This window comes from Acinetobacter amyesii (assembly GCF_023499985.1).
Taxonomy (GTDB): Bacteria; Pseudomonadota; Gammaproteobacteria; order Pseudomonadales; family Moraxellaceae; genus Acinetobacter; species Acinetobacter amyesii.
This window is the reverse complement of sequence record NZ_JAMCOU010000006.1, coordinates 169,478-193,366: the sequence shown is the minus strand read 5'-3', so window position 1 is coordinate 193,366 and position 23,889 is coordinate 169,478. Positions and strand designations below refer to the sequence as shown.

Below are 23,889 nucleotides of genomic sequence, written 5' to 3'. Positions count from 1 at the left end.
TCTGAACTAAATTTAGCTGTAGCTACTAATTTTTCGGTAGATATTTTTAACAAAACCATCAATTTGATAAGTTGAAAGTTTTAACTCACGGACCATCTGCTCTTGAGTCGCGCTATGGCTGACCATATCTAAAATTTGGTATTCAGCTGGATTCAGACTGAGCTGTTTAGGTGCTGCATTTTGCGGACTAGAAGTTTCACTCAATAAAAATTTAGCAAAACTTGGATGCAATGCAGCGCCACCTCTTAAAATTGTTTTCAGTTGGTTGTAGGTGTCTTCCAACGGTTGTTGAATCAACATATAGGCGGTTGCACCTAACTGAATGGCATGTAAGGTTAAATCTGTAGATTGTTCATTGACTAAAATGATGAGATTACTCGAAGGATAGATCTTTTTGATTTTATGGATGAAAGAGATATCGGACTGCTGAGTGATCACTAAAAAAATTAAATTGGGTAATTGATTGAAAATTTGTTGTTCTGCATCTGCTAAGTTTTCTGAAAATGTGATGAGATCTTCAGGATAACCGAGGTTTCCTAAGATGTTAAACAGCACTGTTTTTGAAGTCATTGCTTGATGATCAATGATCAAAACGGGCACTGGTAATAAAAATTCACTCATCATACATTTCGCTCATTTATTATTTTTAATCAAATTGCATTTCCATAATGTGCATGAAAGTGAATTAGAAAAATATACCTAGAAGTAGTGATTTATATATCAAAGTATAATTAAGTTATTGTGATATAATAGAATTTAATTAATGTATGGTTTTCTGTGTTTTTCATTGTGTTGAATGCAAAGATTTATAGGTTTTTCGTTTTTATTTTCAGAGTATTGGTTAAATAATAATCAGATTTAGATTCGAATTGAAAATAATAAATGAAATGTGAAAGCAGTATTTTGACAATTAATAAATTGAACTGTTTCTGATGTGAGTTAATATTCACCTATTGCTTAGTTATTTTAAACATAAATATTAGTGACTATTTAAAATAATGTGTTTTATTTCTCATCAATGGTTATTTTATAGCACAAAACACAATAATAAAAAAAAGCCCTTTGAAAATGAATCAGACATACTTTATCTAAAATACCTGAAACTAGTGATTTTAACGAAAGTTATATTTTACTAAGATGTATTTATCTTCTTACTTATCTGGCTAGTGTGAAGATATTGTCGAGGCGATGAATTGAGATATACATCAAGTCATATATTACCTTATCAGGCTACCTATTTGGGTTAGCCTTTTCTTTTTTTAGATACTGTATTTTTTCATTTTCAATTTTAATTCATCTCAACATTATTACTTCTGCATTATTCATTTCCGCCAAATAAAAAAAGAGAGCACAGGGCTCTCTTTAATTTTTACACTGATTAATTAGTGTAGATTGTTAGTGATTTTCTGCAAGATTTGAAGCAATACATCAAATTCACTTTGAAGCGGTGTACTCTTACGTGTTACCAATGCCAATGTGCGTGTAGGACTTGCTTCAATTTCTTTCACAGCCAAATCTTCATTGGCTTTAATCATATTGGTATGAACTGCAATTTCAGGCAATAAGGTAAAGCCTAAATCTGCGGAAACCATTTCAACCAAAGTTGGCAATGAGCTTGCTTTTAATCGATGGTCATTTTTACGTTCACCAATCGGGCAAGCACTCAAAGCATGATCACGTAAGCAATGGCCTTCTTCAAGCAACATTAAACGAGATAAATCTAAGTCGTCTAGAGATTTCGCTTGAGCTGCATTTTGATCAGCTTTGTTGTACACCAAGAACAATTTTTCTTTGTTTACTTCTGCAACTTTCAAGCTACGTGTATCGAAAGGAAGAGCAAGTAATACAATATCTAGATTACCGTGCTCGAGTTTCTCAACAATTTTTTCACTTTGTGCTTCATGTAAATGCAATTGAATTTTTGGTAATTGCTTATGCACTTCTTCTAATAATGGCGCAAGTAAGAATGGCGCAATAGTAGGAATGACCCCTAGATGTAAATCACCCGTTAGAGGTTCGCTCATTTCACGACTTAAACGCATTAGGTCTTGCGCATCTGCCAATAGAACTCGGGCTCGTCCGACAACTTGTTCGCCAAGAGGAGTTAAACGCACGTTTTGACGGTCGCGTTCTACCAATACGCCACCTAGTAAACGCTCAAGTTCCATGATCCCGCCAGACAAAGTAGACTGGGTGACAAAAGAACGACGCGCAGCTTCAGTAAAGTGTAGCGTTTCTGACAGTGTTACTAGATATGACAGCTGTCTTAAGGATGGTAATGCAGCCATAGTGTCCTAATTTATGATTTAAAGTGATCAGCAAACAAACCGCTAAGATATGGAATAAAATGCGGTGGGATATCATGCCCCATTCCATCAATTAATTCAAATTTAGCACCTGAAATAGCCTTTGCAACGGCCTTACCATGGCTTGGCGGCAGCAAACGGTCACGAGCTCCATGAACCACAATGGTTTTATGCTGAATTTGTTTATCCAACTGCAGCAGGGAACCTGTACATAATATTGCTAAAAACTGTTGAAGTACACCCGCTGGGTAATAACTCCGCTTATAGAGTTTACGTGCAGTTTGTATCGCTTCAAGCTGATTAATATAGCCTGGAGAGCCTATAATATTAAAAACTTTCAGGCTATGGTTAATAATGCCATCTTCATCGTTAGATTCAGGTTTTTCAATTAGACTAAATAATTGCTTTGGAAATGGCGGTGGAAGTAAGGGTTGGATGTTACTTGTAAAAAGTAAGCTTAAGTTGTGCACTTTATCTGGATAGCGTGCCGCCACGATTTGAGCAATCATGCCGCCCATCGAAGCGCCTAAAATATGGACTTTATCAAGTCCCATACGATCAATTAATAGTGCAACATCGTCTGCCATATCGTATAGATCATAAGGCGCACCTTGATTCTCTAGACCTAAGGCAAAACGTCCCATCAGTTTAAAGGTGTTAAGGCGTGGGCCTGGGTTACGAATTTTACTCGACAGACCAATATCACGATTATCAAAGCGAATAACTCGGTAACCTTGATCTATTAGGGACTTACAAAAGAAATCGGGCCAATACAACATTTGTGCGCCGAGTCCCATAATCAGTAGGATTGCAGGATCTTCAGGATGACCACCCACCTCGACATGAAGTTCAATGCCATTGCCTAACTCTACGCGAGTTTCATGCATAAATGAGGCATAAGGTGAAATATTAAACTGAAGGGCACTATTCATTTTTATTTTCCTTTAAAAAGGACGTCTATTATTATCAGGACGTCCTTGTATTTAAACCTTAAACTGAAGCAGGAATCAAGTCCGGAACCTGCTTAGTCAAAGTTAAGCGTTGCTTCCCAGCAGTTGCACCGAGCAGTACAAATCCACGTAATACGCCATCTTGATCGATCGCACGGGCAATCATGCCATCTTCAAGCTCTTCTGTTTCCCATTGGGTTTCTACATCAATTGGCGCAGGAAGGACAGTTAAAGGTGCAGCAGGTGTTTTAACAGCTACAGGCATGGCAGGATAATGCACTGCGGTATGTTCGCCATTGAGGGTTTTTGCCAAAGCACGCGCTTGTTGCATGATTGGCATCACGTATGGCAGAAGGGTACCATTGACTTCAGCACAGTCACCGACAGCATAGATATCTGCCAAGTTGGTTTCTAAGCTTTTATTGGTTAATACGCCACGACTGGTCTGAATGCCGGCTTGTTTTGCTAAGTTAATCTCAGGCTGTAGACCAATCGCAGACAACACAACATCTGCCACTAAGCTTTGACCATTTGCAAGGCTCACTTGATAGTCACCATTTTCAATACGTGACACTTTGTCGACTGTCGTACCTAAAACGAATTGAATACCCGTTTCTTCTAAATTGCTTTGGAATTTAGCGGCAACATGAGACGGCAGTAGGCGACCCAAAGGTTGCGGAGCTAAATCGACCACCGATACTTTCGCCCCAGTATTTTGGAGGTCGTTGGCAAATTCACAGCCAATCAAGCCTGCCCCTAAAATCACCACACGTTTATCTTCACGTGCTGCAAGCTGTTTACGGAAAGCTTTGTAGTGATCTAAATTGTTGACGACGTGAATGTCTTCACTGCCATCACCCGAAATAGCTAAGCGAATTGGATTTGCGCCGACTGCTAAAACGAGTTTTGAATATAGTTGTGTTTGAGTTCCATTTTGGCTTTCAATAGTAAGCTCATGTTTTGCTGCATCAATGGATTTAACCCAACTCTTATTGATGATTTGCATATTGAGTTGAGCCGACATTTTTTCGGCATCCCCTAGAGGGATTTGCTCAGGAGTTTTATTACCAACGAGGGCATTGGATAATGTCGGTTTAGCGTAGTTAATGGCATCATCCGCACAGATCATAATAAGTTCTAGTTCAGTATTTAACTTTCGAAATTCACGTGCAACGGCATATCCCGCCATACCAGAACCAATAATGACAATAGGGTGCATACTCAACTCCAAACACATTTCATATTTTTTTAAAGACAAAAAAAAGACCATAACGATGATGGCCTTAGATTCTATTTATTAGATTTCAACCATTTCAAAATCTACTTTTGAGACGCCACAGTCTGGGCAAGTCCAATCATCTGGGATATCTTCCCATTTCGTTCCTGCCACGATACCGTCTTGTGGCCAGCCTTCTGCTTCGTCATAAATCCATCCACAAACGATGCACTGATACTTTTTCATTCCATTCTCCAAAAACTGACACAAAATTAAGTCAGTAAATACTTCATAACTGTATAAGTTTATACCTTAAGGTTAATTAGCCTTATACAGTAGACTCTTATGTTAAATTTTTACGCAGTTCTAACGATAAAGTAAAGTGGCTAAGAGTTTAATGAGTGAAATTAAAAGCAGAATGGCAGTGAGGGACAATAAATATCATCAAAACCCCCAGATCTGGGAAAAATTGTCTGACAATATTTATGCCTATTGAAAGCTATATTGGAATTCATTTCTGTGAATTGGGTTCTAAATACCGCTTTTTCTATCTTCATAGACTAAAGTCTTGCAGAAAAAATCTATAAAATCTTTTATTTTATGATTAGGAGAATATATATTTGATATTTTTTAAATAAATACAATATTAATAATCAATAACTTATGTAAATTTACTGTATCTTAAATATGCATTTTGGTCGGGGGTTAGCTGTTCTTTTCTCTCAAATCGCGTTAAAATTCACACATTCCTTTCTTAATTTATTTTCTCCTATTATGAGTAATTCTACTGCTGCGGCATTGTGGTCTAACATTCGTACTGTCCAAGATTTCCCAAAACCAGGAATTTGCTTCTTTGACCTTACGCCGTTATTTATGAATAACATCGAATCGTTAACTGATGCCCTAATTGCAAGTATTCCAGCTGAGCAATTGGCAGAAGTAGATAGCTTTATTGCAGTTGAAGCGCGTGGTTTTGTTTTGGCAAGCTTACTTGCTCAGCGTACAGGCAAAGGTTTGGTGTTGGTACGTAAAGCCGGAAAATTACCACCACCTGTTGTCGGTGTGGGTTATAGCCTTGAATACGGTTTAGATCGTCTTGAAATGTCAGCTGAAATCGAATCACAAAAAGTAATTATTGTGGATGACGTATTGGCGACGGGCGGTACGCTTCGTGCAGTGAAACAATTGGCTGAAAAATGTAAACACCAAGTTTTAGGCGCAAGCATTTTCTTAGATTTGCCTGACTTGCATAAAGATTTAGGACTAAATATTTGGTCTGTTTTAGATGATAAAACACGTCCTGAAGCAGATGCTGCCTAAGCGTCAGTTTTAAAATGTAAAAAGCCTTGTCTACGACAAGGCTTTTTTATGTCTGATAAAAACGACGTTGCTGCTTATGATTTATTTTTTTAAGTAATTTAATTCGAGATGTTGGATTAAATCATTAATATTTTCAGGGCATTGTAGACGATGATGTCCACCATCCATGACTTGAACCTGCATATAGTCTTCGAGTTGTTTTTCTGCCTCATACATATCCAAGATTTCATCGCCACGTTCGATATATGCAATTTGTGGAATATCGTTATCCAAATCTATTTCATTAATTGCAGGGTAGTCGTCACGAAAGTCTGGATGCAGACTCGGGTTAGCAATCACACAAGGAATGCGATGAAACAGCGACATTTTTAATGCCCAATATGCCCCGAGACTATGACCGACGATGATATCGGGCTTAATGGTTTCAATACTCTCGTGGTAAAAGTCCGCAACAGTTTGAAAATTTAAGTTGCGATAGTCCACTTCAATGCAGAATTTTTGTTTTGCATTGATGGCATGGAACTTCGTAGATTCACGGGAAGAATCCAATCCATGTAAAAACAGAATTTTCGATAAGCAGGAAGTCATTGTTTTTCTACACACTGTTTTCAAACATTTTTGGATGTGTTGAATATTTTATTTTTCAACAATTTTATGACTTCATTGTAGAGAGAATTGTCAAAAAGAGAATTTAGCTTTTGGTCTAATTTATAGGCATTTAAAAGACTTTAGTCTTAAAGAAAATAGATTAAAAGGTTGAATTAAGTTATTGATATATATTTTAATGTATTGATAATTATAAGTATTTTTAAAGCTTTTAGTTATCATCTGATATCATTAAAATGTAGGTTTTCGAGCTTGAGTATTTTATTTTTATCTACTGCACATCTGTAAGATATGTTCTATGTCTACCTGAAGGTATAACGATTAAAACATCTTACTTCGATAAATTTCTACTTATTAAAAAAATGCGCGCATTGCTTACTGCTCAATTCAAAGGAAATCTGCTATGCTATGCAACTTCCGTTTTTTAACTATTTGAGACAGAGATGACGCAACATAACGCTCAATCGACTTCTGAACAAGCCATTTCCGAAAACGATTTAATTGCACAGCGTCATGCCAAGTTAGAGCACATCAAAGAGCACGCCAAGGAAACAGGTGTTAGCCCGTGGCCTAACACATTTAAGCGTGAACACTATGCACAAGACCTACAAGATCAATTCGCTGAAAAATCAAAAGAAGAAATTGAAGCAGGCGAAAAGGTTTATGTAAAAGTTGCTGGTCGTGTGATGTTGAACCGTGGTTCATTCATCGTAATCCAAGATATGACTGGTCGTATCCAGCTTTATGTACCACGTAAAGAGTTGGATGCTGATGTTCTTGCAACAATTAAAGCACTCGATTTGGGCGATATTATTGCCATTGAAGGTTATATTGGTCGTTCTGGTAAAGGTGACCTTTATGTTCATATTGAACATTTTGAGCTTTTAACCAAATCACTCCGTCCACTTCCAGACAAATTCCATGGTTTGACTGATACTGAAGTTAAATACCGTAAGCGTTATTTAGACCTCATCATGAACGAAGAAACACGTAAAACTTTTGAAATTCGTGCAAAAGTGGTGTCAGGTATTCGTTCATATTTGAGCAATGAGCGTTTCATGGAAGTTGAAACACCAATGATGCATGTGATTCCGGGTGGTGCATCTGCGCGTCCATTCGAAACTCACCACAACGCATTAGATATGCCTTTATTTTTACGTATTGCGCCTGAGCTTTACTTAAAACGTTTGGTCGTTGGTGGTTTTGAGCGCGTGTTCGAAATTAACCGTAACTTCCGTAACGAAGGTGTATCAACACGTCATAACCCAGAATTCACAATGATTGAATTTTACCAAGCGTATGCAGACTACAAAGACTTGATGGCTTTGACAGAAAATATGCTTGAAAAATTGGCCATTGACATATTAGGTTCGACTGATGTGCCTTATGGTGATGAAGTGTATAGCTTCAAAGGTCCATTCAAGAAAATTTCGATGTTTGATGCGATTCTTGAACACAACCCAACGTTCACTGCTGAAAATGTATCTGATCGTGAGTTCCTTGCAAACTTTGTTAAAAATGAACTGAAAGAGCAAGTAAAACCTGGTTTTGGTTTAGGTAAACTTCAAACCATCGTATTTGAAGAAACTGTTGAAACAGAACTTCGTCAACCGACATTCATCACAGAATACCCAGCGGAAACTTCACCATTGGCACGTCGTAATGATGAAAATCCACATATTACGGACCGTTTTGAATTCTTCATCGGTGGTCGTGAGTTGGCAAATGGTTTCTCAGAGTTAAATGATCCGATTGACCAAGCTGAACGTTTCCAAGCCCAAGTTGCCGAAAAAGATGCAGGTGATGATGAAGCAATGCATTACGATGCAGACTTCATTGAAGCATTGGAATACGGCTTACCTCCTACAGCGGGTGAGGGTATCGGTATTGACCGTTTGGTGATGTTGTTTGCGAATGCTGCAAGTATCCGTGAAGTGATCTTGTTCCCACATATGCGTCATAAAAACTAATTTAGTTTTTGAAATAAAAAACCCGCTTAATGCGGGTTTTTTATTTTGTATTTTTATTGAACATCTTTACCGAAATGATGAAAAAAATAAAAGGAGATACAGTTTCACCCTTGAATAAATGAGTTGAAAAATCTAAGGTGGGCTGTGAATTAAACTTGAGAAAAAGAGCATGTATTTAAGAAAGTCACTCTATGCTGCTGTACTGTTTGGATTATCAGTTCCTGTTTTTGCTCAGGGGATTGTATTAAATAATGAAGAGTTACGCGCAGATTTGAATTGGTTGAATCAGCAAGGCGTTATTCAAATTAGTACCTCAACATGGCCAATGAGTGGTGATGAAATACAGCGAGCGTTAACTTCTGCAAAAGTGATGACACCTACACAACAAAAAGTATTACAAAGTATTCAAAATAAATTGACTGCCGAAAATGCATTATTAAAAGCAGAATTGTTTGCAGAGTCAGATAAAAATAATTTACCGCAAAATTTTGGTGATCATCAAAAAGCGCAATATCAAGGTGCACTTGAACTCAACGTTGGTGGTGAAAATTGGGATGGTCGTTTACGTGTAAATGCTGAAGATAAACAGCAAATTAATAATGATCAAGATGTAAATGTGGAAGGCTCATACATTGCCGGGAAGCTTTGGAACCAATGGTTAATTGCAGGTCAGATTCCGACTTATTGGGGGCCTGGTCATGACGGTAGTTTAATCCGTGGTGATGCGAGTCGTCCTGTGTACGGTGTTACTGCACAGCGTGCACAACAGAATGCTTTTGAAACACCATGGCTATCATGGATCGGCCCTTGGCAGTATCAAGCTTTTGCTGGACAGTTAGATGATTATTCTGCTATCCCAGATGCAAAACTCATTGGACTTCGACTAACTGCACAACCTACTCCATATTTGGAATTGGGAGCATCACGTTCTATACAATGGGGTGGCGAAGGTCGTCCCGAAAGTTTTAGTTCACTTTGGGATGCCTTTATTGGTAATAAAGATAATGGTGGAACAGGTAAGGCTGATCCATCAAATCAAGTCGCGGGTTTTGATGCGCGTTTGAATTTACACCCACTTGTGCAAGTTCCAGTTAGTCTTTACGGCCAATATATTGGTGAAGATGAAGCAGGTGGTTTACCAGCAAAAAGCATGTATCTTGCAGGTGTTGATTATTCTTCAAGTGTAAATAATATGCCTTATCAACTGTATACTGAATGGGTTGATACTCGAACTAATGGTGATGCCAAAGGCATTTCATATAATCACTCTATTTACACAGATGGATACTATCAACATGGCTATCCACTTGGTCATGCATTAGGTGGTGATGCTCAAATGGTTTCAGTGGGTGGGAATATACGTATTGATCCACTAAATCGTCTAAATGGTCGTGTACTTTTTGCAAAAGTTTCTGAAACAGAACGTGCTGCTTTGAAAAATGCAGCATTTCCAGAAAAAGATGAATTGAAAGCTCTAGACTTGACTTGGACACATTATTTACGTCCAGATATGCCTTTAAAAATTAATGGTTGGGTGAGTGACTCGGATTTAAATGGTAATGATGGTGGAGCGTCAATTGGAATTGAACTACCATTAGATAAACGTTTATTTCATTACTAATTTATATTCATTTTTAAAATGATGTATTAATTGAAAAGTCCGCTTATAGCGGACTTTTTGATATTGGTTATTGCTAATTTTCAGACAAAAAAATACGCAATGATTGGGGTGTTCATTGCGTATAACAACGAATCTGTTTTCACAGGTTCGGTAAAGGAGAAATGTTATGAATTTAGGTATTCCTAAAACATAAATAGATAATAGAGTGAACGGTCAGTCATTTCATTGGTGTTCACGTTAAGTGATGTTACCTAACGTTAAAACTAAGGAGATTTTGTGAATACCTTCACAAAAAGTGCCTATAAAAAAGCCTTTCACATTGGAAAGGCTTAATTTTATAGAATTTTTTAAATTTAGAAGTGGAATACACCCAGTCCAGATTTAATTTCGTCTAACGTTTGTTGGGTAATATCACGGCATTTATCGGTACCGGTTTTTAAAATATCCATGATGTAGTCAGGATCTTTTTGCAATTCTAAACGGCGTTCACGGATCGGGCCGATCAGCTCTTTTAGTACACCTTCAAGACGCTTTTTCACAGTACCATCGCCTAAGCCACCACGACGATAGTGTTCTTTTAATTCTGCAACAGCTTCTTTATCTGGATCGAATGCATCAAGGTAAGTAAATACGACGTTACCTTCCACTTGACCCGGATCTTCAATACGTAAATGATTTGGGTCGGTATACATTGCATTAACAGCTTTCTTGATATCTTTATCAGTCGCGTCAAGCACAATAGTATTGCCTAAAGATTTAGACATTTTTGCTTTACCATCAAAACCTGGTAGACGTCCTACATTAGATAGTAAAGCTTTACATTCAGGAATTACGTCACGACCAATTTGACGGTTTAAACGACGAACAATTTCATTGGTTTGTTCAATCATTGGAATTTGATCTTCGCCCACTGGAACGACAGATGCTTTAAACGCTGTAATATCGGCAGCTTGAGCCACTGGATAGCATAAGAAACCTGCAGGAATGTCACGCTCAAATCCGCGCATTTGAATCTCAGATTTGATGGTTGGATTACGCTCTAAGCGAGAAACCGTCACAAAGTTCAAATATAACATGGTCAATTCATTCAATGCTGGTAAGCATGATTGAACGCAAATCGTGGTTTTGGTCGGATCAATTCCTACAGCAAGATAATCGGTTGCGACTTCAATAATATTGCGACGAACTTTTTCGAAGTTATCGGCATTATCAGTTAAGGCTTGAGCATCAGCTAAAAGAAGATGTTGATGATGCGAATCTTGTAAACCTACACGTGAACGTAAAGAACCTACAAAATGACCTAAATGTAATTGTCCAGTCGGACGGTCGCCAGTCAAAATCACTGGACGATTATCTTGAGTACTCATTATCTGTTCCAAAGTGGTAGTCAAAGCTACGGCTGATTTTCAAAGAATGTCCCCATTGTACGGCATTCTATTTTTGATTGTTACTGACACAGCACAATTGACTGAAAAATGGGTGAATATTTTGTTAATTATTAAAAAACTAAATACAATTTTAGTGTTAAATAGAATTAGAATAATAAAAAATGCCTAAAGGATAAAAATAATGGCGAGTAGCTTATTAATCTTACTTGATGATATTGCAACTGTGCTGGATGACGTTGCTGTCATGAGTAAGATGGCAGCCAAAAAAACAGCGGGTGTCCTTGGAGATGATTTAGCACTGAATGCACAACAAGTCAGTGGTGTCCGTTCGGATCGTGAACTTCCAGTTGTTTGGTCTGTGGCCAAAGGTTCTTTTGTTAACAAATTAATTTTAGTTCCGGCTGCCTTATTGATTAGTGTTGTTGCACCTTGGTTGATTACACCGCTTTTGATGATTGGTGGTTTGTTCTTATGCTATGAGGGTGTGGAAAAAGTCCTGCATAGTTTGCATCATAAAAAAGCCAAAACAGAAGAAGTTGCTCGTGAAGAGATGACCCATATTGAAACGGATTTGGTGACTTTTGAGAAAGAAAAAGTTAAAGGAGCCATCCGTACCGATTTTATTTTATCTGCTGAAATTGTGGTGATTTCATTAGGTACGGTTGCGACTGCGGCATTTGGGACCAAGGTCATGGTGCTTTCAGTGATTGCAATTTTAATGACTGTTGGTGTTTATGGTTTTGTCGCGATGATTGTCAAAATTGATGACTTAGGACTTTATCTCACTCAACAAGCATCACAATTTAAAAAGACCGTTGGACAAGGTTTGTTAGCATTTGCACCTAAGTTGATGAAGACATTGACCATTGTCGGTACGATTGCCATGTTTTTAGTGGGTGGTGGCATCATTACCCATGGTGTGCCTTTGCTACACCATTTTATTGAAGGCTCTGTAGATTATGCAGAACATATTCCTACAGTTGGCAGTATTGTAGGTGCATTAACACCGACTTTAATTAATTTAGTGACAGGTTTTATTGCAGGTTTAATCGTGCTGTGCGTCGTATTTTTAGTTCAAAAAGTATGGCCAAAGTCGCAAAAGGATTAATCTGTAAACGCACGGATATCAACTATTTTATATAAGGAAGATCACTATGCGCTGGAAAGGTCGAAGAGTTAGTTCAAACGTAGAAGACCGTCGCGGTGGTGGCGGTGCAAAAGCGGGTGGGATCAGTATTCTTGGTTTGGTTGTGGCATTTGTTGCGTGGAAATTTTTTGGTGTAGATCCGCAGCAAGCTTATCAGGCGACCAAACAAGTGACTTCACAGGGGCAAACGGCTGAAGTCAAAGGTCTGGATAATCCAACGCCTGAACAACAAGAAGCGATGGATTTTGTTGGAACGGTTTTGGCCGATACGGAAGATACATGGACTAAAGTCTTCCAAGAACAGTTAAATGCTCAGTATAAAGCGCCTAAATTGGTTATGTTTAATGGTGTGGTCAATTCAGGTTGTGGTACAGCACAAGCGGCAATGGGGCCGTTTTATTGCCCAGCAGATCAGAAGGTCTATATTGATACTGCATTCTTTAAAGATATGCGTACGCAAATGGGCATCACGGGTGAACAAAATCAAACAGAATTGAGTCGCCAAGATCAGGCGGGAGATTTTGCGCAAGCCTATGTCGTTGCCCATGAAGTTGGACATCATATCCAAACGATTTTAGGCATTTCTGAGCAAGTTCAGCAGGCTCGGGCGCAAGCAACAAAAGCTGAAGGTAATCGTTATTCGGTCATGCAAGAACTACAAGCAGACTGCTTTGCGGGTATTTGGGCGCATCATAATCAACAGCGTACCCAATTTTTAGAGCAGGGTGATGTAGAAGAAGCGATGGACGCTGCACATAAGATTGGTGATGACTATTTACAGAAAAGTGCAACTGGGCAAGTGGTACCAGACAGCTTCACGCATGGCACCAGTGAACAACGTATGAAATGGTTCCAGACAGGGTTGAAATCCGGCAATATCAATAGCTGCGATACCTTTAATCAAGCCATTTAAAACAAAAAAAGAGGATGCAAACATCCTCTTTTTTTCATTGAAAAATAGATCGAAGCTTTATTTATTAAGAAATGATTTAAAGTTTCGAACAATACGAAAGCTGACATACAAGGCGGCAAATGCAAATAAAGCCACGCCAAAAACAGTATATTTAAGGCCTGAAATATCGTTTTGATAGAACTGTTTTAATTGGGCATCGCTATAGCGTAATTGTTGTTTTTGTCCAGTGCGGCTATTGGTGAAACTCACATTTTGGATATATTGAAATTGTCCGATTTTTAATAAATCGAGGTGTTGAATTTGTCGGGTGTGTTGCTGATTAAATTCATCGAGACAAATATCTTGTGCATAGTTTTCACAATTCAGTTTGGCAAGATAACCATTATTCGCCAACATGATAAAAATCGCACGATCGGGTGATTCATTATTGGAGACCAAAACCAATTGTTCTTTGGGTGTTGAATCCAGTGAGATGGTTTTTGCCTGACTAAAATAGTGCTCAGCACGTAAAATTTCCTGTGACTTGCTATAGCAAGTGAGGAGCAGGGCCGCCGTAATGATAAAGATCACCGCAGCAAAAAAGAGTCGAAAAACAGTTTTAATAGTCTGATGCATAGGAGAAATCATGTAGATGATGAAAATGCATAAAATCTATGCAGGCTTGCTATGTTAAATGATCTTGATAAAAGATGTGAAAAAAACTGAATTTATACACGGTATTTAGATAAAATTCGTTAAAATATTTTATTTTTAAATACCAAATAATTTAGTATTTATTTTTAAAATACCTATATCTCACTCTGTAGGCGACACAGCACCAAAATTGGGAACAAAATGGGAAATTATTTTTTTCTACAGGTTTTTACCGTTATTTTTGCACTTTCGATTGCAACCACCATTTTTAATAAACGTATCTTGGGCTTTCCACAAGCCATAGGTGTTCCCATTGTTTCTGCAATTTTTGTCTTTATTTTGCAATGGGGCGCAAGCCTGCTCAATGGCAATCAATTTGTGACGATTAATTTGCACAATATCGAAGAAGCCGTTCGTCATATCGACTTTTATGACTTTTTAATTAATGGCGTGATTTGTTTTATTTTGACCTCATCTGCCTTGAAATTTAAAGTTTCCGATTTACGTTTGCATTGGAAGCCGATCAGTATTTTGGCCAGTATTGCCTTAGTGCTTTGTGCGGTGTTTTTTGGTGTTGCTTTATATGGTTATCAGTTCTTAATTGGTCATCATGTTGATTTATTGGTGTTGTTATTATTAGGCGCTGCTTTAGGTGCAACTGACCCAATTGGGGTTAAAGGTGTATTAAGTTCTGTACGTGCGCCACATCATTTGATGGTGAAATTAGAAGGCGAATCGCTCTTTAATGATGCCATGTGTATTGCCGTGTTTATGACCTTACTCAATGTTTTGCAAGGTGAACATTTTACCGTCATTGGTACGCTTGAAACACTGTTATATGAAATTGTTGTCGCAATCATTATTGGTTGGGCATTTGGTTTAGGAATATTACGTTTACTCCGTGGTAAACATGAAATGGAATCCTTGATTTTAACCACAGCGTTGTTGGCAAGTGGTTCTTATCTAGTCGCTTTATTCGCACATGCATCTGCACCAATCGCATGTGTTATTGGTGGTTTGATCGTTGGGAATAAATGGAAAGAAATTCTTCAAGAGCGAGAAATCAGGGAAGTGAATCATTTCTGGCATACCGTGGAAGGAATCATCAATTCCTTTTTATTTACCCTGATCGGTCTTGAGTTATTTATCTTAGATTTAAGTCTTAGCTTGATTTTAGGCGGCATGGTGGCGTTTATTATTTTGCATGCATCGCGCTTTGCAGCAAACTATTTATCTTTCGCATTTTTCCCGAGTTTCCGTAAAAAAAGCTATAACGGTAGTCTTGCGATTTTATCCTGGGGAGGGGTTCGTGGAGGCATTTCATTGGCTTTGATCCTCGCTGTTGCCAATATTCCTGAACTTAGTGAATACAGTAGTATTTTGATTGGATATACATTTATTGCGGTATTAATGTCGGGGCTCGTGTGTGGTCTAGGTTTACCTGCTGTGATGAATGCTTTTTATTACAATCCGAATGAAGAAACCAAAGGCTTTAAAGGTTGGTACCAAAGAATGTGCCATAAAATGAATAAAAAGGGCTTCCAATATATTGTGGGTGAAGATATCCATGGTAATGAAACCATTACGGTTTATAACCCAGAAGCGTTAATAGATACCAAAGCGGATGATGGTGTTGCTGCTGTACATAACCCAGAAAAAGTGCAAGAAGTTCGTCGTTTGGAGAACCCTGAAAACTTCTAAAACTGATTTGTTTGACTTAAAAAAGGAAATGCTTGGGCATTTCCATTTTTTATTTCTAGTTATGTTTCATCATGGCACATCAAAATGTGGGAAATTATGACTGGTCATTCATCGGTATTATTGTGACTTACATCACATAAATAGGTGTTTGTTATTACTTGCATAAAGATGTATCTAAAATCTGTACGAACGAATAAAAATATTACAATATTCAAGCAATTATGCAAAAAAGAAATAAAGCGTGATATAACGCACACAATTAAAAAATTGTTTTTAATGAGTTGTAATTAAAGAAATTATTAATCACCAACAATTCATTACAAAACCAAAAAACATAAAAACGGCCCTAATACAAATAAATGAGGTTTTATCTATGCCGCAAATTTCTGTCATTTCTAAAGAAAGTCATAAAGTCTTAGATCAAGTTGAATCCAATCAAATTGGGCTTATCGAAAATTCTGTCATCGTACTCAAAATCCGGAAAGAGGATGTTGCTTCAATTACAAAGAATGGTGCTGACGCAATAATCACCTTAAAAAAATGGGGAAGTGATTACTGTACAAAACTATTTTAGCGATTCAAATTCAGATAGTAGTCTAGTGTTTGAAGATGACGATGGTACTTTATTTTGGGCAAAATTTACGGATGCAAATGGTGCAATTGCAGATGTAATTCAATATCAACCATTAGAACAGATCGAACCGCTATTGTATAATGATTCTATTACTGGAGTCATTTTACCTTGGATTGCTGCAGCCGGTGGGGCTGGAGTAATTGGTGCTGTAGTAGATAATAATGATTCAAATTCTAATAATAAAGATACAACTGCACCATCAGCACCAACCGATGTAGTGATATCGGAAGACGGTACAACGGTTACAGGTAAGGGTGAACCTGGATCAACAGTTAAAATAAAAGATAAAGATGGTACCGTGATTGGTACTGGTACTGTTGATTCTGCAGGAAATTTTGAAGTTGAATTGAAAGATCCATTAACTAATGGTGAAAAAGTAGATTTCACACTAACAGATAAAGCTGGCAATGAATCTGAACCAACTGAAGCAACTGCGCCAGATACAACAGGACCACAAGCACCAACCGATCTAGCATTCAACGATACAGGTAGTCAAATTACGGATAAAGGTGAAGCTGGAACAATTGTAGAAGTAAAAGATGCAGATGGTAATGTGATTGGTACTGGTACTGGTACTGTAGATTCTACGGGTCATTTTGTTGTTGAACTTGAAGAGCCATTGGTTGATGGAGAAACAGTTTCTGTAACACTTACAGATAGTTCAAATAACACATCGCCATCAAGTAATGTTGTTGCTCCAGATTTAATAGAAGCCGACGCAGATGCCGATGCTGACGCGGATGCTGATGCCGATGCTGATTCAGATGCTGATGCCGATGCGGATGCGGATGCAGATGCGGATGCAGATGCGGATGCCGATGCCGATGCCGATGCGGATGCCGATGCAGATGCCGATGCAGATGCCGACGCGGATGCCGATGCGGATGCTGATGCGGATGCCGACGCCGATGCCGACGCTGATGCCGATGCCGATGCTGATGCTGATGCTGATGCGGATGCCGACGCCGATGCTGATGCGGACGCAGATGCGGATGCCGACGCGGATGCTGATGCTGATGCAGATGCGGATTCAGATACAACACCACCAGATGCACCAACTGCTGAAGTTGATCAAACAACTGGAGCAATTGTTACAGGTAAGGCACAACCTGATTCTGATGTAACGGTATATGCAGCAGATGGTCTGTCTGTACTAGGTAGTGCTAAAGCGGATGCTAATGGTGACTATACAGTGAACCTTACTGAGCCATTGGTAGATGGTGAAACTGTAAAAGTTACTGCGAAAGATGCAGGTGGTGAGTCGGCAGCTATTACAGCTCAAGCTCCTGATTTATATGCACCAGCAGAACCAACAGCAGTTGTAAATCAAACAACAGGTGCTGAAGTTACAGGTCAAACTGAACCGAATGCAATTGTGACTGTTTATGGTGGAAGCCAAGGTACTACACCATTAGGTTCAGCTGTCGCTGATTCAAATGGTAACTATGTTGTTAGTCTTAATCCGGCTTTAGTAAACGGTGAAGAAGTTAAAGTAACGGCTAAAGATCCTGGTGGTGAATCACTAGCGACTAAGGCCAATGCACCTGATATTACGCCACCAGATGCACCAACTGCGGCATTTAACGCAACTGGTTCAGAAGTGTCGGGTACTGCTCAACCAGGTTCAACTGTTAAAGTCAAAGACAGTAGTGGTAATGAAATTGGTACAGCTGTTGCGGATGCTTCAGGTAACTATAAAGTTACATTGAACCCAGCTTTAAATGATGGGCAAAATGTACAAGTGACTGCAAGTGATGCGGGTGGTGAATCAGCAGCAAAAGATCTGACAGCACCAAATATTCCAGTATTTGCAGAAAATAATGTTGATCAAGCTGAAGTAGAGTTTGAATATCCAGTGACGACGAAAGTCCTTGATAATGCAATTAGCTATAGTTGGTTACTTGGTGCCTTTGGTGTTGTTATTGGTCAGGATAGTGGTTCGACTCAATTTGCCATTGCAAATGGCAAAACAGCAGATATTGAGCTACAAATTAAATCTGGATCTTGGGGGTCATTCCTAGATCAAGTGGGGATCACATTATCGAAATATAATGATGTGACCAAACAATGGGACGTGATTGCAAACAATAGCTCTACTGGTTTCCTTGATTTTATTGGTATCTTCGGTGAAGTGGCTAAGGTACAGGTCAAAGATTTACAACCTGGTCAATACAAAGTTTATATGGTGAGTTGGAACGCGGTTGCTTTACCAGGATTTGTAGAAACCGATATCGTGATCAAAGAATATGATCCATCGACACAACCAGTGGCAACAACGCTTACTCCTGCAACAGGTAATGTATTAACTGATACTGATACAACATACGGTAAAGATAATATTGTTGCAGGCGCGGTGGTGAAATCAGTTGATGGTGTCACTGTAAGTGGTTCAACAACTATTACTGGTGATTATGGTTCATTGGTCATCAAGGCGGACGGTTCATATACCCATACACCGAATAAAGTTCTATCCGTAATTGGTAAAACAGAAGTGTTCACGTACACAGTTGTGGACCCAGTAACAGGTAAAACTGATACAGCAGATTTAATTATCCAAATTGGAACTAAGTCTGGTCTAGATTTGAGTTGGAATGCAGCAGATCCATATCAAAATGCAACAACCAATTTGGTAGCGAATGATGATGTAAATACAGCTCAAATCAATGTTCAACAAGCTTCAACAACTCAAACTGCCGTAACAGGAGCAATGACATCAAGCGTGACTACAAATGGTACGCGCATCGGAGGAACAAGTACTTTAGCTGTTACTAAATTAGCTGCAGATACTGTAGCGAAGTTAGCAATCAAAGTGACATTACCTTCATCTGGTACAGATACTGCTAATGATACGTTTAAGTATCAAGTACAGTATAAAGATGCTTCAGGTAATTGGGTAAATGCAACAGGTAGCAACGCTTCAGGTACGGTAACTGGGCCTACGAGTTATCAAAGCTCAGGTGCAACATTGATTAATACGTCTTATACAGCGCAATCATCTGTAAGCACGGAGTGGAGAGTTCAGTTTACAAGTACAGAGTCTGCTTCAACACCGTGGTTTGGTACAACTAGCACAAATGTAAATACATCTGTGCAAGCAACCGTAACAAACTTGAATGTTAGTGCTACAGGTGGCGTAACGAAAGCTATAGGTAACATTATTACTGATGATACAGGTTTTGGTGTAGATCACTTGGCGAATGAAAATGCGAAGTTGTGGATTAAAAACCCTACGACAGGTGCATATGAAATTGCTAAAGGTGATGTCATCACAGTTTCTGCTGGTAAGTTGGTGTTACAACAACGCGGTGAGTATGAATTCACTCCAAATGCAACATCAGGAAGTGGTAGTGTAACGTTTGACTATAAGCTTGTTGCTGCAAATGGTGTGGAAGAAACAGCGAAATTAACCATTGATTTTGGCCAAGCATTTGTTTCTACAGGCTCTAATAATCAATTCGCATTGGGTACAGCTGCAGATAAGGTGATCTTTAATGTCCTTGCAAACGATGCACTTGGTGGAAATGGTCAAGATACTTGGACAGATTTCAATAAAGCTGAAAAAGATAGTGTTGATATCTCGAAATTATTAGAGGGACAAACTGTAACTGAAGCAAATATTGCGGATTATGTGTCAGTGACTCAAAAAGGATCGGATGTCGTGATTAGCATTGATCGTGATGGTAAGGGTGCAGCATATAGTTCTAAAGTAGATTTAATTACTTTAAAAAATACAGATGTGACTTTACAGGATCTTCTAGATAATAATCACTTATTGTACTAATAATCTAAGATAGAAAAAGAGAGCCTTCAGGCTCTCTTTTTTATTTTATAAAAGTGAAAATTTAGGCCAAAGTAATAGCGAAAAAAATGTTTTATGCTATATTCAGTTTTAGAAAAAACTTAAAAACACGTGACGAAAACGATGCAATTATCAACTTTCAAAGATGTAGAAAATTTTAAAGAACAACTCACATATTGGCTAAAAGCACAATTACTGAAAAATGATCAGCCAGTGTCTACAATATTTATTTCTTATGGTAGTTTAGACGAACGGTGTAAGGTTTGGCATAGTACAGATGTTGATCATTTTATAGTGATAAAACGTGCCATTAAATTTTTAGACCAGTATTATGAAAAAAATCGCCAACTACCTGCTTTGATGAAATTCGATGTGGTTTCACATACTGAGGAAAAAAGTTGGCAAGATGTTGATGCGGAAGTAAATAATCAAAAACACAACAATCACTATCGAAAAGGGATTAGTTTTGATGAGAATTTTAATGTCGCATTTTTAGAACAAGAAATTTATGGGAAGGCGCTAATTAAAGGGATTGTCTACAATAAGCCGAATTTCTTTGATGAAATTAATATTAACAATGCAATTAAAGCCAAATATCCAATTCTCAAAAAAACAATAAAGCTTACGGAATTGAATAAAGTTTGGGTCTTTGATACTACTGCAGTATTCTACGAAAATGGTGAGTTTGTAGCATTGCAGTCGACTGGGCCTGAAAATGGTGTGCGTTTTATACAGGACAACAAAAAAGCAGAAATCAAAGATTTAATATTAAAAAATGCTGACTTTTTACATCGAGAAATTTTAGACAGTGGTTGTTTTGTCTATGGTTATTTCCCAGCATATAATCGTGAACTTAGAGGGTACAACACAGTACGTCACTGTACGGCGGTATATGCTTTATTAGAAACATTAGAAGTTGAGTATAATCAAAATTATCTACCTAAAATTAAGAAAGCTATACAATATGCGATCGATACATTTTATAGGGAAGTTAATGACCTAGCATTTATGATTGATGGTGTTGAACCTAATTTTGAAGTCAAATTAGGTTCAAATGCAGCAGCTATTTTTATGTTTGCAAAATATCAAGAAATTACCAAAGATGATCAATATCAACCATATGCAGAAAATCTGGCAAAAGGTATACGGCATATGGTGAATAGTGATGGGGAAACGACTCATGTGCTTCATTTCCCAAGTTTGGAGGAAAAAGAAAAATTTAGGATCGTTTACTACGATGGTGAGGCTGCATTAGGTTTATTGCGTCTATACCAACTAAATGGTGACGAAAATTTATTAGAATTGGTCAAGTTAATGTTTGAGCATTTCATTCTAAAAGGCTATGAAAAATATCACGATCATTGGTTAAGTTATTGTACGAATGAGTTGACTAAAATTTGCCCAGAAGAAAAATACTTTAAATTTGGTTTAAGCAATTATTTAAAACATATGAAGTTTATTTTGAATCGTAAAACGGCCTATGCAACCTTTTTAGAAATGATGATGTCTGCATATAAAATGATTCAACGTATAAAGGAATTAAACCTAACTGAGTTATATGAGCAGGCACAACTAGAAGAATTAAGTCATTTGATTGAACATCGTGTTGAGTTCCAACGCAGTACGGGCTTTTTTTATCCAGAAGTTGCCATGTATACCGCAAAACCAAGTCAGATTTTAAATGCTTTTTATGTGCGCCATGACCGTTTTAGGACTCGTATAGATGATCAAGAGCACAATTTATCAGGTTTTGTTGCTTATTTAAACTATTTTGAGAAACAAGTGTAGCGTATATTTTTAATTCATTAGGCATACATGATGGATGTACTTCAAAAACTACAGTCCTTAAAGGATTTTTCTGATATTGAAAAGGCATTGCTTCAGATTACTGCACAGACTTATTGTGTTGAAATTTATGATTTGAACGCTGATCAAAGTGAAAATGTGCATCAGAAAAATCCAAATAAATTAATTATGCCGGGTTCAATTTATAAGTTAATCACTTTGTATTTGTTATTTGAGTCAGGTGTGAACCTTAAACATAAAATTGTGATCCAACAAGAAGATGTGACAAAAGGGAGTGGTAATAATTTACAAGTAGGTGATGTAATTAGTATTAAACAACTTGCAAAGAATATGTTTTTTAGTTCAAGTAATTCAAGTGCAGTGGTAATACGTAAACAAATTGAAGATCATTTAAATAAAAGTTATTTTGATTTTTATGCAGAGCGATTTGAAAATTTATCTTTACAACATACACAAGTACGAAATGAGCATGGTTTATTTAATAAAGAACAAGCTACAACTGTTTATGAGTTTTTGCAAATCACAAAATGGGTTTTAAAAAATAGAAAATTATTAAAATTTCTGCAGGAATACTCACAGAAATGTAAGGTAAAAATATTGCGTAATGAAAAAAAAATTACGATATACCAGCATTCGAATGAAAATTCATATTTTTTGAAAACAGGTTCACTCTTTCCGAATGTATTTAATACAGTTCTTATTTTACCTATTCAAAACATTTTTTTAATCGCTTGTCTTGGTTATTCGAAAAGTACTTTAACCCGTACACAAGATATTCAACAAATCATAAAATTACTATAGGACAGAACGATGAGTATATTTGCCGTTTTAAAACCAAACTTAGTTATGACTGATGTCGAAGAAATTTTTATTACTGTTGCACAAAATAGAGGGCATGAAGCCTATGTTTTTGTCGCCAAAAATGTTGATTTCGAACGCAGAAAAATATTTGGCAGAACAATTGAAAATGGACGCATAGTCGAAAAAGAATTTGATTTTCCGGATGTGGTACAAAATAGATTGGCAGTGAAAGCGGAAGATAAGGAAACTTATCTTAAGTTGGCTGAAATGATACCATTTTCTACAAATCGTGTAGGTACAAAAAAACAGGTTGAGCAAAGATTAAAACGTATTCCTGAATTAGAAAAATTCCTCATTGAAGTTGAAGATTGCAAAGATTTAGAAACTATTGAAAAATATTTGGATAAATACCCTAAAATTATTTTAAAACCGTTAGCGAGTAATCAAGGTAAAGGTATTTATAGTATAGAACAGAATAGTGGTAAATATATTCTGAAAAAATTTGATGAAGAACAAAATATAGATCAACAACAATTAAAAGAATTTTTTAATGAACATATTAAAAATAGAAATTATTCAATCAGTCCATTTTTCCGTAGTGAAGCTGTAAATAAGCAAACTACGGTATTTCGTATGCACCTCACTCGAGGTGCGGGTGGCCGCTGGCAAATGATTAAATTTTTCCCTTACGTTAATATTAATCCGAATGTTGACATTACCAATGGTATGCAAGGGGCCTTAATTACAACGCGTGAAAAGCTTTTTTTAGAACAAAATTATCCAACTTGTCACAATGATATACAACAAAGTATAAGAGAGCTTTTTAAAATTTTTCCTACGGCTTTTCAAAAACTATATGCGTGGCGCTTGGATGCATTAGGTTTAGATTTGGGTATTGATCAAGAAGGGAATATTGGAATATTTGAAGTGAATGCTGGTCCAGGTATTGGATTTATGGCTTATCCTGTAGCAAAAGCACAAGTTGAATATTATGAATGGTTGAAAGATGCGGCAAAGCCACCTTTTAATAATTACTTTTTACCTATTCATCTTCGAGATCGAAAGGCCTCATAAGTTA

At 37.4% G+C, this 23,889-nt stretch carries 19 protein-coding genes; 11 read left to right on the top strand and 8 right to left on the bottom strand.

Annotated elements, in window-relative coordinates:
• Positions 1–12 precede the first annotated feature (12 nt).
• The 5 genes from M5F03_RS00925 to rubA form a co-directional block, all read right to left on the bottom strand.
• The gene (locus tag M5F03_RS00925; protein WP_249705958.1) at positions 13–624 is read right to left on the bottom strand and encodes a transcriptional regulator; all 612 of its coding nucleotides are present in this window, start codon (positions 622–624) and stop codon (positions 13–15) included.
• A 758-nt stretch (positions 625–1,382) separates the two neighbouring features.
• Entirely contained in the window at positions 1,383–2,288 is a 906-nt protein-coding gene (oxyR, locus tag M5F03_RS00920; protein ID WP_180007453.1) for a LysR family transcriptional regulator OxyR, read from the bottom strand.
• An 11-nt stretch (positions 2,289–2,299) separates the two neighbouring features.
• Positions 2,300–3,238, bottom strand: a complete 939-nt coding sequence (gene estB, locus M5F03_RS00915; protein WP_078189932.1) for an esterase EstB — start codon at positions 3,236–3,238, stop codon at positions 2,300–2,302.
• 58 nt (positions 3,239–3,296) lie between these two features.
• The gene (locus tag M5F03_RS00910; protein ID WP_249705955.1) at positions 3,297–4,475 is read right to left on the bottom strand and encodes an NAD(P)/FAD-dependent oxidoreductase; all 1,179 of its coding nucleotides are present in this window, start codon (positions 4,473–4,475) and stop codon (positions 3,297–3,299) included.
• A 78-nt stretch (positions 4,476–4,553) separates the two neighbouring features.
• Positions 4,554–4,718, bottom strand: a complete 165-nt coding sequence (gene rubA, locus M5F03_RS00905) for a rubredoxin RubA (protein WP_005179369.1) — start codon at positions 4,716–4,718, stop codon at positions 4,554–4,556.
• A 528-nt stretch (positions 4,719–5,246) separates the two neighbouring features.
• Between rubA and M5F03_RS00900 the strand changes: the two genes are divergently transcribed.
• Positions 5,247–5,792 carry an adenine phosphoribosyltransferase gene (locus tag M5F03_RS00900; RefSeq protein WP_078189930.1) on the top strand — a complete coding sequence of 182 codons (546 nt, stop codon included), beginning with the start codon at positions 5,247–5,249 and terminating at the stop codon, positions 5,790–5,792.
• 81 nt (positions 5,793–5,873) lie between these two features.
• On the opposite strand, the gene M5F03_RS00895 is transcribed toward M5F03_RS00900, so the two are convergent.
• Positions 5,874–6,380, bottom strand: a complete 507-nt coding sequence (locus M5F03_RS00895; RefSeq protein WP_111884430.1) for a YqiA/YcfP family alpha/beta fold hydrolase — start codon at positions 6,378–6,380, stop codon at positions 5,874–5,876.
• A gap of 461 nt (positions 6,381–6,841) precedes the next feature.
• On the opposite strand from M5F03_RS00895, the gene lysS reads away from it, so the two are divergent.
• Positions 6,842–8,368 carry a lysine--tRNA ligase gene (lysS, locus tag M5F03_RS00890; protein WP_078193012.1) on the top strand — a complete coding sequence of 509 codons (1,527 nt, stop codon included), beginning with the start codon at positions 6,842–6,844 and terminating at the stop codon, positions 8,366–8,368.
• 169 nt (positions 8,369–8,537) lie between these two features.
• Positions 8,538–9,989, top strand: a complete 1,452-nt coding sequence (locus tag M5F03_RS00885) for a capsule assembly Wzi family protein (RefSeq protein WP_249705953.1) — start codon at positions 8,538–8,540, stop codon at positions 9,987–9,989.
• 353 nt (positions 9,990–10,342) lie between these two features.
• Here M5F03_RS00885 and trpS read toward each other — a convergent pair whose 3' ends face one another.
• Positions 10,343–11,356, bottom strand: a complete 1,014-nt coding sequence (trpS, locus tag M5F03_RS00880) for a tryptophan--tRNA ligase (protein ID WP_180003897.1) — start codon at positions 11,354–11,356, stop codon at positions 10,343–10,345.
• A gap of 202 nt (positions 11,357–11,558) precedes the next feature.
• Here trpS and M5F03_RS00875 point away from each other — a divergent pair, with 202 nt between their 5' ends.
• A complete protein-coding gene (locus tag M5F03_RS00875) occupies positions 11,559–12,485 on the top strand; it encodes a DUF808 domain-containing protein (protein WP_180035351.1) in 927 nt (308 codons plus the stop codon).
• A gap of 46 nt (positions 12,486–12,531) precedes the next feature.
• Entirely contained in the window at positions 12,532–13,437 is a 906-nt protein-coding gene (ypfJ, locus tag M5F03_RS00870) for a KPN_02809 family neutral zinc metallopeptidase (RefSeq protein ID WP_249705951.1), read from the top strand.
• Positions 13,438–13,494: 57 nt separating this feature from the next.
• On the opposite strand, the gene M5F03_RS00865 is transcribed toward ypfJ, so the two are convergent.
• Positions 13,495–14,052 (bottom strand): hypothetical protein, encoded by a 558-nt coding sequence (locus M5F03_RS00865; protein WP_249705948.1) that lies wholly within the window; start codon positions 14,050–14,052, stop codon positions 13,495–13,497.
• A 219-nt stretch (positions 14,053–14,271) separates the two neighbouring features.
• Here M5F03_RS00865 and M5F03_RS00860 point away from each other — a divergent pair, with 219 nt between their 5' ends.
• The 6 genes from M5F03_RS00860 (at position 14,272) to M5F03_RS00835 (ending at position 23,885) form a co-directional block, all read left to right on the top strand.
• On the top strand, positions 14,272–15,771 hold the full coding sequence (locus tag M5F03_RS00860) for a cation:proton antiporter (protein WP_249705946.1): 1,500 nt from the start codon (positions 14,272–14,274) through the stop codon (positions 15,769–15,771).
• A gap of 373 nt (positions 15,772–16,144) precedes the next feature.
• Positions 16,145–16,345, top strand: a complete 201-nt coding sequence (locus M5F03_RS00855; protein ID WP_249705944.1) for a BapA/Bap/LapF family prefix-like domain-containing protein — start codon at positions 16,145–16,147, stop codon at positions 16,343–16,345.
• Positions 16,320–20,186 carry a BapA/Bap/LapF family large adhesin gene (locus M5F03_RS00850; RefSeq protein WP_249705942.1) on the top strand — a complete coding sequence of 1,289 codons (3,867 nt, stop codon included), beginning with the start codon at positions 16,320–16,322 and terminating at the stop codon, positions 20,184–20,186. Before M5F03_RS00855 ends, M5F03_RS00850 begins: the two co-directional genes overlap by 26 nt.
• Positions 20,187–20,327: 141 nt before the next feature.
• Positions 20,328–21,992: a poly alpha-glucosyltransferase gene (locus tag M5F03_RS00845; RefSeq protein WP_249705941.1), complete on the top strand. Its 1,665-nt coding sequence runs from the start codon at positions 20,328–20,330 to the stop codon at positions 21,990–21,992.
• Between the two features lie 27 nt (positions 21,993–22,019).
• Positions 22,020–22,811, top strand: coding sequence for a serine hydrolase (locus M5F03_RS00840; RefSeq protein ID WP_249705939.1), 792 nt, complete (start codon positions 22,020–22,022; stop codon positions 22,809–22,811).
• A 9-nt stretch (positions 22,812–22,820) separates the two neighbouring features.
• The gene (locus tag M5F03_RS00835; protein WP_249705937.1) at positions 22,821–23,885 is read left to right on the top strand and encodes a YheC/YheD family protein; all 1,065 of its coding nucleotides are present in this window, start codon (positions 22,821–22,823) and stop codon (positions 23,883–23,885) included.
• Positions 23,886–23,889: the final 4 nt, after the last annotated feature.

Excerpts from the sequence above, each read along its gene's own strand:
- M5F03_RS00925 (WP_249705958.1), bottom strand. The coding sequence starts at position 624 with ATGATGAGTGAATTTTTATTACCAGTGCCCGTTTTGATCATTGATCAT.
- oxyR (WP_180007453.1), bottom strand. The coding sequence starts at position 2,288 with ATGGCTGCATTACCATCCTTAAGACAGCTGTCATATCTAGTAACACTG.
- estB (WP_078189932.1), bottom strand. The coding sequence starts at position 3,238 with ATGAATAGTGCCCTTCAGTTTAATATTTCACCTTATGCCTCATTTATG.
- M5F03_RS00910 (WP_249705955.1), bottom strand. The coding sequence starts at position 4,475 with ATGCACCCTATTGTCATTATTGGTTCTGGTATGGCGGGATATGCCGTT.
- rubA (WP_005179369.1), bottom strand. The coding sequence starts at position 4,718 with ATGAAAAAGTATCAGTGCATCGTTTGTGGATGGATTTATGACGAAGCA.
- M5F03_RS00900 (WP_078189930.1), top strand. The coding sequence starts at position 5,247 with ATGAGTAATTCTACTGCTGCGGCATTGTGGTCTAACATTCGTACTGTC.
- M5F03_RS00895 (WP_111884430.1), bottom strand. The coding sequence starts at position 6,380 with ATGACTTCCTGCTTATCGAAAATTCTGTTTTTACATGGATTGGATTCT.
- lysS (WP_078193012.1), top strand. The coding sequence starts at position 6,842 with ATGACGCAACATAACGCTCAATCGACTTCTGAACAAGCCATTTCCGAA.
- M5F03_RS00885 (WP_249705953.1), top strand. The coding sequence starts at position 8,538 with ATGTATTTAAGAAAGTCACTCTATGCTGCTGTACTGTTTGGATTATCA.
- trpS (WP_180003897.1), bottom strand. The coding sequence starts at position 11,356 with ATGAGTACTCAAGATAATCGTCCAGTGATTTTGACTGGCGACCGTCCG.
- M5F03_RS00875 (WP_180035351.1), top strand. The coding sequence starts at position 11,559 with ATGGCGAGTAGCTTATTAATCTTACTTGATGATATTGCAACTGTGCTG.
- ypfJ (WP_249705951.1), top strand. The coding sequence starts at position 12,532 with ATGCGCTGGAAAGGTCGAAGAGTTAGTTCAAACGTAGAAGACCGTCGC.
- M5F03_RS00865 (WP_249705948.1), bottom strand. The coding sequence starts at position 14,052 with ATGCATCAGACTATTAAAACTGTTTTTCGACTCTTTTTTGCTGCGGTG.
- M5F03_RS00860 (WP_249705946.1), top strand. The coding sequence starts at position 14,272 with ATGGGAAATTATTTTTTTCTACAGGTTTTTACCGTTATTTTTGCACTT.
- M5F03_RS00855 (WP_249705944.1), top strand. The coding sequence starts at position 16,145 with ATGCCGCAAATTTCTGTCATTTCTAAAGAAAGTCATAAAGTCTTAGAT.
- M5F03_RS00845 (WP_249705941.1), top strand. The coding sequence starts at position 20,328 with ATGCAATTATCAACTTTCAAAGATGTAGAAAATTTTAAAGAACAACTC.
- M5F03_RS00840 (WP_249705939.1), top strand. The coding sequence starts at position 22,020 with ATGATGGATGTACTTCAAAAACTACAGTCCTTAAAGGATTTTTCTGAT.
- M5F03_RS00835 (WP_249705937.1), top strand. The coding sequence starts at position 22,821 with ATGAGTATATTTGCCGTTTTAAAACCAAACTTAGTTATGACTGATGTC.